Consider the following 14422-nt stretch of genomic DNA (forward strand, 5'->3'; position numbering starts at 1 on the left):
CACCTATGACGAGCTGTGGAGAGCCCTCGGCTCCGTCTGCGATCTGTTTTCGCCACAAGAGTGCCGAAACTTCTTCAAAGCAGCTCAATGTGTTGCATGATTAGCGCCCGACGCTCTAATGGATGAGCCGGAGCCTATCCACAAGGTTTGGAAGAACGGAGGAGGGGCGTAATATATGCGGCGGGATTGGAAACCATCATACTGCGGATGCCGTTTGAGCCAGAATGTCGTGCACCCATTGGCAGTGACATCAAGCCTTCGTCGGCAAGCTGCAGAACGGTGACTTTGCGTCTCCGGTTCTGCCAATGGCGTATCGCTCGTACGCTCCCAAAAGCGGCCGCACTCCTCTGTGCTAATCGATATTGTGATTTAAGCATCCATTGAGGTTGAATAAATATCTTCCCTCGCTCATATCTTGAGAGGGGGCGGGGGCGTCATTTCGTATTTGCCAGACCGTAAGACCTGTGGCTAACGAAGAGTCGATGAATGCGGGATGATATAAAGGGGTTTGTTGCCAATTTTCTTGCGGAAATTGAGGTGGGTAACGCTGCGATCTTTGCTGGGGCTGGCTTGTCCGCTCCTGCTGGCTTTGTGGATTGGGCCAATCTGGTCCGACCTCTGGCAGAAGAACTCCATCTCAATGTCGACAAGGAGTCGGATCTAGTCGCGGTGGCGCAATTCCATGTGAACGCGAATCACCAGAACAGAAACGCTCTTCATACAGCTATAGTTAACGCTTTTTCGGCGGATAACCCGCCCACGAGCAATCACAGATTGCTGGCGCGGCTTCCCATCGCGACCTACTGGACGACCAATTATGACAAGCTGATCGAAAACGCGCTGAGAGGCGCAGGCAAGATTGTTGATGTTAAATGGGCTGTGCCGCAGTTAGCGAATACGCAGCCCCGTCGCGACGCTATCGTTTACAAGATGCACGGGGATGTTGACCGCCCAGATGAGGCGGTTGCGACGCGCGATGATTACGAGCGTTATACGAGTGATCGTGGAGCGTTCATTAATGCGCTCTCCGGCGATCTTGTATCAAAAACCTTCTTGTTCCTCGGGTTCAGTTTTACAGATCCGAATCTTGAACAGGTCCTCGCCCGGGTGCGGATTACGTATAAAAACAATCAGCGTCGTCACTATGCCATCTTTCGGAATCGAACCCGCCGCCCAGGTGAGAGCGATGCCGAGTTTGAGTACGGGAAAATCAGACAAGCGCTCGTGCTCGAAGACCTGAAGCGATTCAATATTCGCCCTCTGCTAGTCGATGAGTATAGCGAAATCACCGACATCCTGGCTGAAATCGAGCGGCAATATCGCAGCCGGACGATCTTTGTTTCGTCGAGCGCGAGTGATTTCTCGCCATGGGGCGAAGCGGCGGTCACAAGCTTCATGCGGACGTTGGGTTCAGCCTTGATTTCGGCCAAACTTCGCGTCGCAACGGGTATGGGTCTGGGCGTCGGCAATGCGCTGTTTACTGGTGCACTCGAAGCGATTTACGCCGACCGTCAGCAGGGGCATCTCGAAGATCGGATGCTGATGCGGCCCTTTCCGCAATTTATCGCCGATGAAGCCAAGCGGAAGGAAGTCTGGGAGGCTTATCGCCAAGACATAATATCGTCATCGGGCATCGCATTGTTTCTGTTCGGCAACAAGAAGGCTGGCGATGACACTGTGATTGCCGACGGCATGATCCGCGAGTTCGAAATCGCCCGACAACATGGCGTGACCTGCATTCCTATAGGTGCCACCAGTTATGCTGCCGCTGAGTTAGCCGACCGTTGGATTGGTGACAACGCGGGCGGGGATGTCGCTCTGCTTGATGCGCTGAAGGAATTACGCGAGCCGCGTGAGAACCTCAACGAACTGATTGACCCAATCCTAAAAATCGCGGCGACTGCACGGAAAATAAAGTAACACGATGCACAAAGTCTTCATCAGCTACCATCACGCCAACGACCAGTGGGCCAAAAACCAGTTACAACAATGGGCTGAAGAATATGGCCTGTTCATTGACGTGTCCGTTGATACCAACGACGTTAACGATAATCTGCCAACCGAAAGCATTCGTCGGATCATCCGAGATGACTATCTCAGGGATTCGAGCGTTACCATCGTTCTGGTCGGTACGGAGACCAAAGGACGAAAGCATGTCGATTGGGAGATCTACTCCAGCATGTATGATGGAACGGTCAACAAGCAGTCTGGAATCCTCGTCATTCAACTTCCGTCCACCAGCCCCTCATATTGGACGGCGGCACACGAAGTTGAGAAGGCCGCGGTCTATCCTGATTGCACCTCGTGGAGCACCGTCAGTGACCGGGCGGAGTATGAACGGCGCTATCCATACCTGCCTGACCGCATCATCGATAATTTATTGGATCCAAAGGCCAAGATTTCCGTGACCACATGGGACCGTATCGCGAGAAGTTTGAACAACCTCGTGACGATGATTGATGCCGCCTATGATTATCGTGCGTGCTGCGAGTATGACCTGTCGCGACCAATGCGTTCAAGCAATAGTCCGACGCTCATTTACTGATAGAGGGCTGAAGTTACGGTCTGCAGTCCCATTGCTCCGCTATGACGCACGGTCAGAATAATAACTATTGAAGAACAGGGAGGAAATCGGTGTCCACATTCACGGAAAGCCGCATCCGGCAGCGTGCCCAGCGTCAGGCTGGAAGTTGGAGAACGGCAAAAGCCGTCCTCAAAGAAGAAGCCTTGGCGGCAAAAACCAAGTCAAGCTTCGACATTTTTCTCAGTCATTCGACTTCAGACGCCGAGATAATCCTAGGCGTGAAAGGCGTGTTGGAAGACTATGGCAAAACGGTCTACGTAGACTGGCTTGAGGATCCCCAATTGGACCGAAGCAATGTCACTCCAGCAACTGCTGAGGTTATCCGACTCCGGATGCGTCAGTGCAAGTCACTCATATATGTGCATACCGCAAATTCCCGTTCATCGAAATGGATGCCGTGGGAGCTGGGTTATTTCGATGGATTTAACGGTGCCGTCGCAATATTACCTGTAACGCACAGTCAGCAATACAGCTATGAAGGCCAAGAATACCTTGGCATCTATCCATACTTAGACGAAGCTCCCGCTCAGGGAAAAACACTCAACGAAATGTGGGTCAACAACGGTCGTTCAGCGGCTCGGCGATGGACCAACTGGATCAGCGATCCGCGAGCATTCCGCAAAATGAGTTGAGCGATTCGCATAACGGGTTCCAGGAGACATGGCTTTTGAACGCCACCGCGCCGGAGGAAAAGAAGGGCAGAAACGCAGTTCTTATTTAGTCGTTCACAGCCCCGCCGAAGGGAATCCGAACCGTATATGTGAATTTGGCTACACTGATCAGTTCCATTTTCTTTCGTTGCATTCAGAAAATGGGCCATCAACTCCCGGCCCTTTATCCCCAGCGTGTGGCCATTGGTGTCAGACTACAGGAAATTACAGCTCGTTCCGATGTGACAGTCATGTCGGTTACAAGGCTCTTTCGCGAAGTATCCTGAAAACGCTGGCCCGGCCGATGCCAAGCTGGGCAGCAATGGCATTTGCTGTCAAACCTTCCTGCTTCAGACGGAGCACGTCGGCAGCTTTGGCGCGCGCTGTGGCCTTCCGCCCTTTGTATTTGCCGTCAGCTTTCGCTTTTGCGATGCCTTCTAGCTGGCGCTCAAGCATCAGATCACGTTCGAATTCAGCAATGCCACCCAACACCGTCAGGATCAGCTTCCCCGTCGGGGTGGCGGTGTCCACGTTCATCGACAGGATGCGTAGCGTAACCCCCTTGTCTTCCAGCGTTTTCGCGATGGCCAGCAAGTCTGCCGTCGAACGCGCAAGGCGGTCAGGTTTTGTGACGATCAGCGTGTCGCCTTCGCGGACGTAATCGAGCGTTCGTTCCAACTCGGGCCGTTTGGTGGCGACGGCGGAAACTTCTTCATGAAACAGTTTTACGCAACCAGCTACCTTCAGGTCTCGAAGCTGGGCGTCAAGGCCCGCTTTCTGATCGGTAGTGGATGTACGGGCGTAGCCGACAATCTGGCCCAGAGCTTGGCTGGCAACTGTATCCATGTGAAATCATCCAATAGTATCAATAGGTTTTCAAACATGGTGAGTCGAAGGTCTCATAAGGTCAATAGCCGATCATACGAGACTGAAAATGGTTCCAAGCAGTGAGGCTCACACAGGACTGCCCCAGTGAGACTAGCGATGCCGCAGATTTGCCCGTAACGAAAATACCTGCCGTAACGAAATTCGCGCTGCGGGGGGTAGATCAAATTTTCCACTTGAAATAGGAAAAAGATCCTAGTATATGGCCATCACAGCGTTGGTGCCGGACTAATTCTGGCTAGGGCGCTCATTCCGAGGCGTAAACAAATGAGGTTCCTTCTCTCGATACGAATAGCTGCATGACCGTTGCGGGCCAATGGCCTGTTTTCATTGCACAATTGTATTCGAAGGGAACCCAACGTGACTTACTTTCAAAAGTTTTACATCGCCGATACGCATTTCGGGCACGAGGCCGCCATCGGCTTTTGTGATCGCCCATTCTTATCTGTAAGGGAAATGGACGAGTTCATGGTCGATGCGTGGAACAGCGTCGTCCGTCCAACCGACATCATCTATCATCTTGGCGATTTCAGCTTCGGCGGCGCAGCGCATGCCCGTCAGATTTTCCGTCGGTTGAACGGTCGCAAGATCCTCGTTCTTGGCAACCACGATGTTGATCATGACGGCAACACACTTAGCTATCTGGCCGATCTCGCCTGGGATCAGGCACCGGTGCACGCTTTGACAACCACGGACAGTGGCGAACGGCTGTTCCTGTCGCACTATGCGCATCGCACCTGGCCGGGCTCACATCGCGGCAGCTATCATTTTTACGGCCATACCCACGGACGTCTCGACAGCATTGGTCTGAGCCGAGACGTCGGCGTCGATGTGCCGGATGTGTCCTTCTGCCCGCGCGCTTTCCAGCATCTCAAAGCTGCTCTGCCTGGTCTCGCGACCTTCGCTACGGTCTGATCCATCCGCCGCACACTTTCCAACGATTGCACATGCACATGCGAGCTCCCTGCGCTCCCGCAGGTTGAGCACCAATTATTCAGGAGAAATTACTCATGCCTACTGAAAAGCAAGACCAGCATCACGATATTCAGGGTTTCGATGATCTCGATTTTGAAGGCGTCGAGCGCGAGCTGGAAGAAGTCTGCGCGGACGATCCTGCCGATAGCAATTACGTCGATCCGGTCATCGACAGTTTTCGCATCGGGCTTTTGTACGAGTGCTTTGTAGATGCAATCCGCAATGGCGCGTCTTCGGTGGCTGCACGCGATTATTTTCATGTCGAGAAACCGTGCGTTCTCGTCGTCAGGTGCCGCGATGATGAGGAAAAAACGCTATTTTACGTCGCTCTCGACGGAATTTTGGACGGCTCGTTCCGGCAAAAATTTGTTGGTGATCGGCCCGAAAAGTCCCAAGCCGTCGATTTTGACGTCTACGAAGATACTGCGAAGCGAAAGGGCAAAGATGGCATTTTGAACGTTCTATTCGAGCATCGTCGTGTTTTCATTTTTATGACACCCAGTCAGAAAATTCCTGCGGAAATTGCAGGATTTGTCGATGCCGAGATCGCGCTGCAGTGCACGCCCAGTGCGCTGGAAAATGCGGTCAAGAAATATATCGACAGCGATTTTTACCTGGATGCGCAAATCGGACGTGAACTGATGGCGGTTCCCGTGAACCAATTGATGAGCATCTTTTCTGAGGGTCGACATCCGTTGAAATCTTGCGAACTGGCCTATGCGTATCTCGAAGCCCAAAAGCATGGTAAGTCAGCAGAAGCTGTCGTGCCTGCATCAGACACGAGCGCGCCCACGCTTAACGACCTGCACGGCCTCGGCGCTGCAGGTGAGTGGGGTCGCGACCTCGCCATCGATTTGGCTGACTGGCAGGCGGGCCGGATTTCGTGGTCGGAAGTTGATCGGGGTATTTTGCTGGCGGGTGCTCCGGGCACGGGAAAAACCACCTTTGCGGCGGCTTTGGCGCGCACCTGTGACGTCGAGCTAGTGGCGACCTCCATGGCACAATGGCAAGCCTGCGGACATCTCGGGGACTATCTCAAGGCCATGCGGAAAGCGTTCGAGGCTGCACGCAAAAAGGCACCGTGCATCCTGTTTATCGATGAGTTTGACTCCGCTGGCGACCGCAACAGCCGTGACTCCGACAACGCGAGCTACGACGTGAAAGCCATCAATGGGCTTTTGGAATGTCTTGACGGCGTTGCCGGGCGCGAGGGTGTTGTCGTCGTTGGCGCGACCAATGATCCAAACCGTGTTGATCCGGCACTGCGCCGTCCAGGTCGCCTTGAGAAGGTCATCGAAATTCCGCTGCCGGATGAAGCCGCTCGCGAAGGAATTTTGCGGTTTCATCTGAAACGCGATCTCGAGGGAGTTGATCTTTCACCAGTCGTCGAACGCTCGCAGGGCATGGCAGGCGCATGGCTTGAGGCACTTGTTCGTCAGGCGCGTCGGACAGCGCGGCGGGCTCGTCGTGATATGGTCATCGACAATTTGCTGGCAGCTCTTCCAACTCGCGAGCCAATGCCAGCTCAAGTGCTTGCTATGTCGGCCGTACACGAAGCTGGCCACGGTATTATTGCTTTGGAATATGGGAAAACGATCAAGTTCGCGCAAGTTACGCGGGAGATTTTGACTGATTCCAATAGTTTCGACGGTGGTTGCGTATCTATCGTCCGGCCGGACGCCGAAATTTATCTGCGTTCAAAAAACCAGATTGTCTTGATGATCAAACATCTTCTCGGCGGTCTCGCTGCCGAAGATATTTTTTTCGGTGAGCGAAATGACGGCGGCGAAGCAGATCTCAAAGAAGCAACGTGGTGGGCGGCTCGTATGTGGCTTTCCACAGGTCAGCAAGACCTCCTCACGTCTTTTGTCCAGTCCGATTCCGAACCCGTGTTGGCGGCTCTGAAAACCCGCCTCGACATCCAGAAGAAAGTCGAAGGACTGCTTCAACAGTGCATGACAGAAGTCAAAAGTATCATCGAGCGACGGCGCGATGATGTTCGCAGGCTTGCCGACGTATTGATCGAACGCGGATGTCTTACGGGTGATGAAATCAACGAGCTGCTGACTTCGAAGCCTCCGCGACGGCTGCGGTTGCTGAAGAGCATGCAGAAACGCGAAGAAGAGGTTGACTTCGGCTAGGCTTTCTAAAAGCGCGGTTGAACCGGGACGACCATAAGAGTTGCATTCTGCTTCACGCTTATGAATTATCCCTTCGACATTCAATTACTGGGGATAAGCTCGCCACCCCACTAATTAGCCATGTTACGCTGAGCACTATATAGGCGATTGTCTTTTACCTTATTACTTTGGGTTGATTAGCGAATTGGAAGACGTCACTTACCTTTGGGTCGCAGAAACCGTACTAAAAAAGCATAAGCGGCCTCTCACTGCGCGCGCGCTCGTCAACTATGGCCTTGAAGATGAGTTATTTCCTGCTGCGGGGCTTAGTCGCACACCACAGAAATCTATGCAAGCACGCTTAAGTATAGACATCTTAAACAATGACAAGTCGCCCTTCGTGAGAACCAGTCGTGGACGGTTCTATCTTCGTGAACTGCTTGCGGAGCAACAGTCCAACGACCCAGATGCGCTGAAGGTGTATCGCGCAGAACGCCGAGCACCGGTACCATCGTCAGAGTTGGTTCTCTGTATCCCTAGAACGGCGTACGAACGCTTTTTGCAGTATCAGGGCATAGGAAATGCAGCTCCGCCAAATCCGCTTTTAGAACTTGGGGAGGCCGAGGTAACATACATACCGCGTTCTGTCGCCGAAACGGATGATGGATATAAGCAGATCGTCACATACACTGTTATCCAGTATCAATCGAAAATATTGGCCTTCCGACGAGGCTTGTACAACCGGGCGGCAAAATTCCTTCGCGGGGCGCAATGTGTCGGCTTCGGGGGGCATGTGAGTGAAGACGATAGAGATCTTTTCTCCCTCGGTGATCTTGGAGTTAGACAAAATGCAGCGCGAGAAATTTCTGAGGAATTGATGCTGCCGAATGGTCGACCTCGGGTGAACCCAGACGACCTAGAATTTCTTGGAATATTGAACGACGACTCGTCTGATGTTGGCGTCCGGCACATGGCTGTGGTTTTACGGTACTGGGTGGACGACTGGTCCCAATGGAAATCCGTCGGGCGCGGAGAGGTATCTATCAACAAAATCAAGTGGCTCGATACGTTGAAAGAGCCGATCAACCTCTCGGAGTTCGAGTATTGGTCTCAGCTTGTGCTCAGAGAATTTTTCAAAAGCTCGATGGAGATGGTTCCGAGTTACAAAATTCAGAGAAAGTCTATTTTCCAGGGACCACACGTCCTCTGTGTCGTCGGTTCGATTGGTTCGGGCAAATCTGCGACAAGCAATCTTTTGCGCAATAAATTTCGTTACACAGGCGTGAATTCAGGCCAGGTATTGGCGAGGCTAATGGAGATGCCTCCAGTTCCAGATACGCCCCGTGACGTGTTTCAATCGTCAGCTGAGGTTTTCATCACTAGTCCCGATGGCCCGAACAGGCTCGGGCGAGCGTTAGCGGTGGAGGTAACCGCGACACAGTCAGACCGTGTATTAATTGATGGAATCAGGCATCCAGAAACACTTGAGGCTCTTAAACAGTATGCAACACTGCCAGTGGCCTTACTTTACGTTTACACGCCGCCTGATGTGGCCTTCGAGATGTACCGAGACCGAGAAGGGCATAACGAAAATGACATAACTTTTCCAGAATTCATCAAGCACTACGCTGCGCCCGTTGAAAGCAAAATCCGCTACATGACGGGGGACGCTGACATTATTATTATCAATTGGCTTGGACTTGATGCTTACGAACGGGCGTTGTCCACTCTGATGGGGGAACTGAATGCTCGTTGAAACGAATGGCGGCTATGACGACGGATACGAGGCTGTTACAGGCTTTTGGGGAACCAACGCAGGATCGCTTGTAAGAGATTACCTTGCCACTCACGGCGCGGCTGGGCTGAGGGTGCTGGATGTCGGCGCAGGAGAAGGTAAGAATTCCGCCGCGTTCGCACGCGCAGGCGCGAAGGTCACCGCGTTGGAATGTTCTGCTGCTGCGATTAGGAACGGTCGGATATTGTTCCCGAACGAGGCCATCGATTGGACTCACCGTGATGCCCTCAAAGTGAATTATCCCAAGAACTCATACGATATTATCGTATCCTATGGGCTTACGCATTGTCTGCCTTCAGAGGCGCTGGCGCGCCGGTTGGTTTGCGATCTACAGTCGGCACTTGTTTCCGGTGGTACCTTCATTTTAGTGTCCTTTAACTCAGGCAGCCACGACCTTGCCGCACATCCGGAATTTCATCCGCTGCTGCTCGACCATAAATGGTTTGTTTCGATGTTCGATGGCTGGCACTTTGAGCATTTATCCGACGCTATTCTCTTCGAGACGCATCCTCATAACAACATACCCCATCATCATTCACTTACGAGATTGACGGTGACCAAACCATGAAAGCCACGGTCCCAGCAGAATTGAAAAAACTGTATCGCCAAGGCCGTGTAGTCCCGTTCGTTGGTGCGGGAGCTTCCATGTCGTTAACATGGACGACTCAAGGATCGACGACTGCTCAACGAGGTCCGTCATGGTCGGAGATGGTGAGCGAGGCATGTCGCCTGATGGGGTATTCTGATCCCGAACTTCTTCGCTATCGGGGGACAGATCTACAGATTCTGGAATTCTTTGAGCAGAAGATGGGAAATTTCGCGCCGCTGACTAATTGGCTCGTCCGCAAATTTGATGTCAACGATGACGCGGTCAAGGCCTCTAAAGTGCACAATACACTCGCCAGCTTCGCCAATTCGAAAACGTACTACACAACAAATTACGACGATTTGCTGGAACGATCCCTGCGTTTAGCAGGTAGGCAAGTTAAGGTGGTCGCACGTGAGCGAGATATGGGTGGAAGCGATCCTGTTGAAGTTGTGAAGTTCCACGGAGACTTCAACAATCCTGATTTGATGGTGTTCTCGGAAGCGCATTATTATAAAAGGCTGCGCTATGATGTTCCCTTGGATTTTAAGCTCCGCTCCGATCTTCTGAACAGGGTCGCGCTATTTGTAGGTTACAGCTTTAGTGACCTAAACATCGGGTTTTTGTTTGATCTATTGAACGAGTTGCTCAAGTCATTGCCCGATAGTGATACTGGGAAGAGAGCTTATATTGTCGTCAACAATCCGTCTGATTTTGAGTATACCCTTTTTCAAAAGCGAAACATCGAGATCATACCCACTTATGGGGATAAACGTACAGAGACGCTTGTTGAGGTCCTAGAGGAGATCGTGTCATGAATAAACGCACTATCTTCTATGCTACGCTTAGCAAATTCAAAAACGAAGAACTCGCTATCATTGCCGACATCAATTTCCAAGATGAAAAGGGTACAAGCCACCGGATTGGTGATTTGATTGATTTTCGGGTATCCGAAACTCCTACCGAGGAACCGCTAGAAATCGATATCGTAGAAATGGTCCGTCATAAAGTGCGTTCGGCGTACAAGACAATCCTCGCTCCGTGCATAGTTGAACATGCCGGGCTGATACTTGAGAAAAATGCCAGTAAAAGCTTCCCCGGTGGTCTAACTCAACCGATGTGGGATGCGCTTGGAGCAACAGGTTTTCTTGAGAGGATCGGATGTGGAGGCGAGCGCGTGACCGCGCGTGCCGTAGTGGGGTACTGCGACGGAATGGCGACTTATACCTTTGTCGGTGAGACTGTTGGGAAACTCGCAAACGCTCCTATTGGAAACCGGGGCTTCTATTGGGACGTGATATTTTGTCCGGATGATGACCCATCGGGCAGGACCTATGCTGAGATTTGTGACGTCGATGGAGGGCTAAACACCAAGCTTGGGATGTCACAATCCACGAAGGCGATTCAAAAATTCGCATCGTTTCTCTCCACGCAATCTGGGGTTGCCTTATTCAATCTTAGTTGAGCGGGGTGTTTCCACTACGTATCGAACCTTCAATGAAGGTAACTGAGATGTTGAGAGCTTTTGGACTTTTCACGCTGCCCAGTAAATATCATTCCTTTGATTCAAAATAAGGCGATAGATCAAGGCCGTCCGGTAGCGGAATGGAACGCAAAACTTCGATCTCTTCCTTTCGCAGCGATTTTGAACCATAACTTTGCGAAGGGCTTTTGAATGCATGTCCTGTTTGCAGGTCGTGCGTTCTTTCATCCACCTGCGCGAGCCGCATGATATCTTTTGCCGTGTGGCGCGTTGAATGAAACACACGTTCCAGAGGTGTGTGAATTCCTACATCTCGGAGCATCCTGTTCATCCGTTTGGATGCGGCATCAGCCGGGTCTTTGACACGTGTTTTGCCGTAATAAAAACTCGCAGGGAAAAGCCACTCATCCGCCTTTCGGGTTTGTGCATAGCCGATGAACCCGGCGGTCTCAAAGCAGTCATGGAGTGCGATCAGACGTCGCGACGACTTGTTTTTCAGTTTGCGCTTCTTCTCTGTTCCCTCGTTCGTAATGATATTCGTGCGAAGGTCGAGCACCCAGTATTGCGAGCCGTCTGATGCCGACATCAGATAAACGTCTTTGCCTTGCAGATAGATCAGCTCGCCAATACGAGCGCCTGTTACGCTGCCCAAAAGCGGTAGCCATTTCATATCGGCTCGCGTCTCCTGCGCTGCGTGTTTAAACCACAAGTTCAATTCCGGTGTTCCGAAAGGTTGCCGTTCGATTGATTCAGCAGCGGCGGCGGAAATTCGAATCTCGACGTCTGATAATGGCGATCTGAACTCATATTCAGCAGCCATATCTTTAAAAAACGTGCGCAGAGGCGACAGGTAATTCGTGTCGATGGTCTTTTCGGTCAGCGTCGGAAGCCGATTTTTTGAAAGGAGGCGGTCATTATAATCGGCTGCTTCTTCCCGCGTCATCTCACGAATTTCAGGGGTTTTGTTATGATTCTGAGGAACGCGTACAAGGAGGTTGGACCATTTTTGGAAATCGAAATAGGAATATTTGTTAACAGGCTTATTTCCTGCGAATTCGCAGAAGTCACTGATCCGATTATAATCCGTCTTGATTTTCTTTTCATCGATGGCCAGTCCCCGGCGCATTTGCGTCCAGTCTTCTAGTACATCCAACAATAGGGGCCGGGGCCGACCGCCGTCCAGGGACGTCTCGACGTTCTGCGTAAGAGACAGCATTTGCCGCGCTAGCGCAGATACTGCGCCTTCCAGCGCATCGATCTTTTTCGAGCCAGGTCGGTTAGGCAGATTTTTGACCTGCTCCTGGACATGCGCGATGCTTCCGCCAAGCGTTTGGAGCCTGGTGCTGAAATCCTTTTGCTGCTGAAAATGCTCCGTCAGCATCGAAAGTTCTGCCTTGCGGACAGCCAGTTCGACGCGCTTTTCCGTCGTTTCTGTGATGTCCTGCAGTTGATGCGTGAGAGCTTCAACCATTTCCGAAAGCTCTTTTATAATCTCATTACGCAAGTCGTTTTGCGTCACAGCCCCGTAATCCCTCATCCTGACCGCCGTAAACAGTTTTTCCGCATGACCCGAAAGCACCCGGGCTAAGCGACGCGCTGTTAGCGCAGGGATGCGGCCAATCGGAATGCGCAGCGGTGATCTGCCAATCAAATATTGCAAATCGGTCGGGACGGCAATTTGGAATCGAAAACTGTTGCGATGAATATTGAGATACACGATAATCTGCCGTGGGGTAGGGACTGGGGTATAAGGTCCCAAAACGACAATCTTCTTCTCAATTAAATCAATAAGTTAGCTATGGCGGAGAGAGCGGGATTCGAACCCGCGATACGGTTCCCCGTATACACACTTTCCAGGCGTGCGCCTTCAACCACTCGGCCACCTCTCCGTCTGATTTGCTGTCTTGAAATCCGCAGTGCGGTAAGAACTCTTGCAAACGCACCACCACTTTTCAAATCAGGCATTGGTTAGTTGCCAAAACAGGTGCTGCGGCGCGCAATATAGCCAGAATACACATATGTTCAACTGCTATTTGCCAGTTTTCGCTTTAATTTATTGTGGCCTATGCAATGTCCATGAATATAAGCCTAAGGTATTGTTTTTACATAATATTATTCTGAGCATGTTTCGGAAATTTCTTCGATTTGGGTGCAATAGTCGGTTTGTGGTATAATTTAGCGGCTGGTAACGCATAGATTGAATGGCAAATAGCGCACATTTTTGCATGATGCTTATGGATAAATTCAAAGGCAGAGAATCGTGTTTCGTTTTGTTTTGCGTAGTTTCGCGGTTTTGTTTCTGGCGATAGGTGTCATTTTCGCCATTCTTGATGGTGCGCGTTCTGTGGGTGCCTCGGAATTGGTGACCAAATCGCTTCTTGATATTTGGGCACGTGGTGCGCCCGAGACGCTGGGGGATGCAGAAGCGCTCGTGACGCACTATATAGGGTCTGCAGTGTGGGACAGGCTGTTGCTTCCCGTGCTTGAACAGCCCGGCTGGCTCGTTTTCGGTGTTCTTGCGCTTCTGTTTTACATAGCCGGTCATCGACGTGAGAAGCCATTGGGCATTTTCAGTGCTTGAGCCTAAGCCGTTCGGAAGAGAATGATGACTGGAGGCGGCTTTATCCAAGAGGATTGCGCACATATCCCGTGCGTCTCAGGAGGTGTTGAATGGGTTTCCTAGACAGCTATCGCAAGAAGATTGAAATGCCTTCGCAGGACGACGCCTTGCCGGGTCGTAGGGATGCTATTCCTACGGCTTTGAAGCATTTTGTGTCGGGTCAGCCGCTTAAAGGTCCATGGCCTGAGGGCATGAAGCAGGTCATGTTTGGTATGGGCTGTTTCTGGGGGGCAGAGCGGCTTTTCTGGCAGGTTCGTGGTGTTTATGTTACCGCCGTTGGATATGCAGGCGGAATTACGCCGAACCCGACCTATGAGGAAACCTGCACTGGTTTGACCGGGCATGCTGAAGTGGTTTTGGTGGTTTACGATCCGAATGTTGTGAGCCTCGGAGAGCTGTTGTCACTGTTCTGGGAAGAGCATGATCCGACACAGGGAATGCGACAGGGCAACGATATCGGCACAACCTATCGGTCTGTGATTTATACCTTCGATCAGGCTGATCGTGAAATTGTGGAAAAGAGCAGGGGCGCATATCAGGATGCACTTGCTGCTCGCGGTCTCGGATCCGTCACGACGGAGATTGCAGATGCTCCGACGTTCTATTACGCGGAAGATTATCATCAGCAATATCTGGCCAAGAATCCGAACGGCTATTGCGGCCTGCGTGGAACTGGCGTGAGCTGCCCGATACCGGCGGCGTCATAAAAGTGGAAAGATCGCGC

The 14422-nt window shown here is 51.7% G+C and carries 13 protein-coding genes and 1 tRNA gene; 11 read left to right on the forward strand and 3 right to left on the reverse strand.

The window, feature by feature from the left end:
- Nucleotides 1-486 precede the first annotated feature (486 nt).
- The 3 genes from OIV19_RS10805 to OIV19_RS10815 all read left to right on the forward strand — a co-directional run bounded on the left by OIV19_RS10805 (nucleotide 487) and on the right by OIV19_RS10815 (nucleotide 3216).
- Nucleotides 487-1920 (forward strand): SIR2 family protein, encoded by a 1434-nt coding sequence (locus OIV19_RS10805; RefSeq protein WP_264231640.1) that lies wholly within the window; start codon nucleotides 487-489, stop codon nucleotides 1918-1920.
- Nucleotides 1921-1924: 4 nt separating this feature from the next.
- A complete protein-coding gene (locus OIV19_RS10810; protein ID WP_264231641.1) occupies nucleotides 1925-2545 on the forward strand; it encodes a TIR domain-containing protein in 621 nt (206 codons plus the stop codon).
- 89 nt (nucleotides 2546-2634) lie between these two features.
- The gene (locus tag OIV19_RS10815) at nucleotides 2635-3216 is read left to right on the forward strand and encodes a TIR domain-containing protein (protein WP_264231642.1); all 582 of its coding nucleotides are present in this window, start codon (nucleotides 2635-2637) and stop codon (nucleotides 3214-3216) included.
- A gap of 276 nt (nucleotides 3217-3492) precedes the next feature.
- Here OIV19_RS10815 and OIV19_RS10820 read toward each other — a convergent pair whose 3' ends face one another.
- Nucleotides 3493-4080: a recombinase family protein gene (locus tag OIV19_RS10820; protein ID WP_264231643.1), complete on the reverse strand. Its 588-nt coding sequence runs from the start codon at nucleotides 4078-4080 to the stop codon at nucleotides 3493-3495.
- A gap of 399 nt (nucleotides 4081-4479) precedes the next feature.
- Here OIV19_RS10820 and OIV19_RS10825 point away from each other — a divergent pair, with 399 nt between their 5' ends.
- From OIV19_RS10825 to OIV19_RS10850, 6 genes are all read left to right on the forward strand, one after another.
- Nucleotides 4480-5034: a metallophosphoesterase family protein gene (locus OIV19_RS10825; RefSeq protein ID WP_264231644.1), complete on the forward strand. Its 555-nt coding sequence runs from the start codon at nucleotides 4480-4482 to the stop codon at nucleotides 5032-5034.
- Nucleotides 5035-5129: 95 nt separating this feature from the next.
- Nucleotides 5130-7235 (forward strand): AAA family ATPase, encoded by a 2106-nt coding sequence (locus OIV19_RS10830; protein ID WP_264231645.1) that lies wholly within the window; start codon nucleotides 5130-5132, stop codon nucleotides 7233-7235.
- Nucleotides 7236-7419: 184 nt separating this feature from the next.
- Nucleotides 7420-8970: an HTH domain-containing protein gene (locus OIV19_RS10835; RefSeq protein WP_264231646.1), complete on the forward strand. Its 1551-nt coding sequence runs from the start codon at nucleotides 7420-7422 to the stop codon at nucleotides 8968-8970.
- Complete coding sequence (locus OIV19_RS10840; protein WP_264231647.1) at nucleotides 8960-9577, forward strand: class I SAM-dependent methyltransferase; 618 nt, start codon at nucleotides 8960-8962, stop codon at nucleotides 9575-9577. Before OIV19_RS10835 ends, OIV19_RS10840 begins: the two co-directional genes overlap by 11 nt.
- Nucleotides 9574-10413 (forward strand): SIR2 family protein, encoded by an 840-nt coding sequence (locus OIV19_RS10845; protein ID WP_264231648.1) that lies wholly within the window; start codon nucleotides 9574-9576, stop codon nucleotides 10411-10413. Before OIV19_RS10840 ends, OIV19_RS10845 begins: the two co-directional genes overlap by 4 nt.
- Entirely contained in the window at nucleotides 10410-11060 is a 651-nt protein-coding gene (locus tag OIV19_RS10850) for a non-canonical purine NTP pyrophosphatase (protein ID WP_264231649.1), read from the forward strand. Before OIV19_RS10845 ends, OIV19_RS10850 begins: the two co-directional genes overlap by 4 nt.
- Before the next feature lie 88 nt (nucleotides 11061-11148).
- Here the strand turns inward: OIV19_RS10850 and OIV19_RS10855 are convergent, their stop codons facing one another.
- Nucleotides 11149-12795: a site-specific integrase gene (locus OIV19_RS10855; protein WP_264231650.1), complete on the reverse strand. Its 1647-nt coding sequence runs from the start codon at nucleotides 12793-12795 to the stop codon at nucleotides 11149-11151.
- A gap of 82 nt (nucleotides 12796-12877) precedes the next feature.
- Nucleotides 12878-12967: transfer RNA gene (locus tag OIV19_RS10860), tRNA-Ser, on the reverse strand.
- A 371-nt stretch (nucleotides 12968-13338) separates the two neighbouring features.
- Here OIV19_RS10860 and OIV19_RS10865 point away from each other — a divergent pair.
- Both OIV19_RS10865 and msrA read left to right on the forward strand, forming a co-directional pair.
- The gene (locus tag OIV19_RS10865) at nucleotides 13339-13659 is read left to right on the forward strand and encodes a hypothetical protein (RefSeq protein WP_264231651.1); all 321 of its coding nucleotides are present in this window, start codon (nucleotides 13339-13341) and stop codon (nucleotides 13657-13659) included.
- Between the two features lie 89 nt (nucleotides 13660-13748).
- A complete protein-coding gene (msrA, locus tag OIV19_RS10870) occupies nucleotides 13749-14405 on the forward strand; it encodes a peptide-methionine (S)-S-oxide reductase MsrA (RefSeq protein ID WP_264231652.1) in 657 nt (218 codons plus the stop codon).
- Nucleotides 14406-14422: the final 17 nt, after the last annotated feature.

It is taken from the genome of Brucella sp. HL-2 (genome assembly GCF_025846885.2).
GTDB classification, from domain to species: Bacteria; Pseudomonadota; Alphaproteobacteria; order Rhizobiales; family Rhizobiaceae; genus Brucella; species Brucella quorumnocens.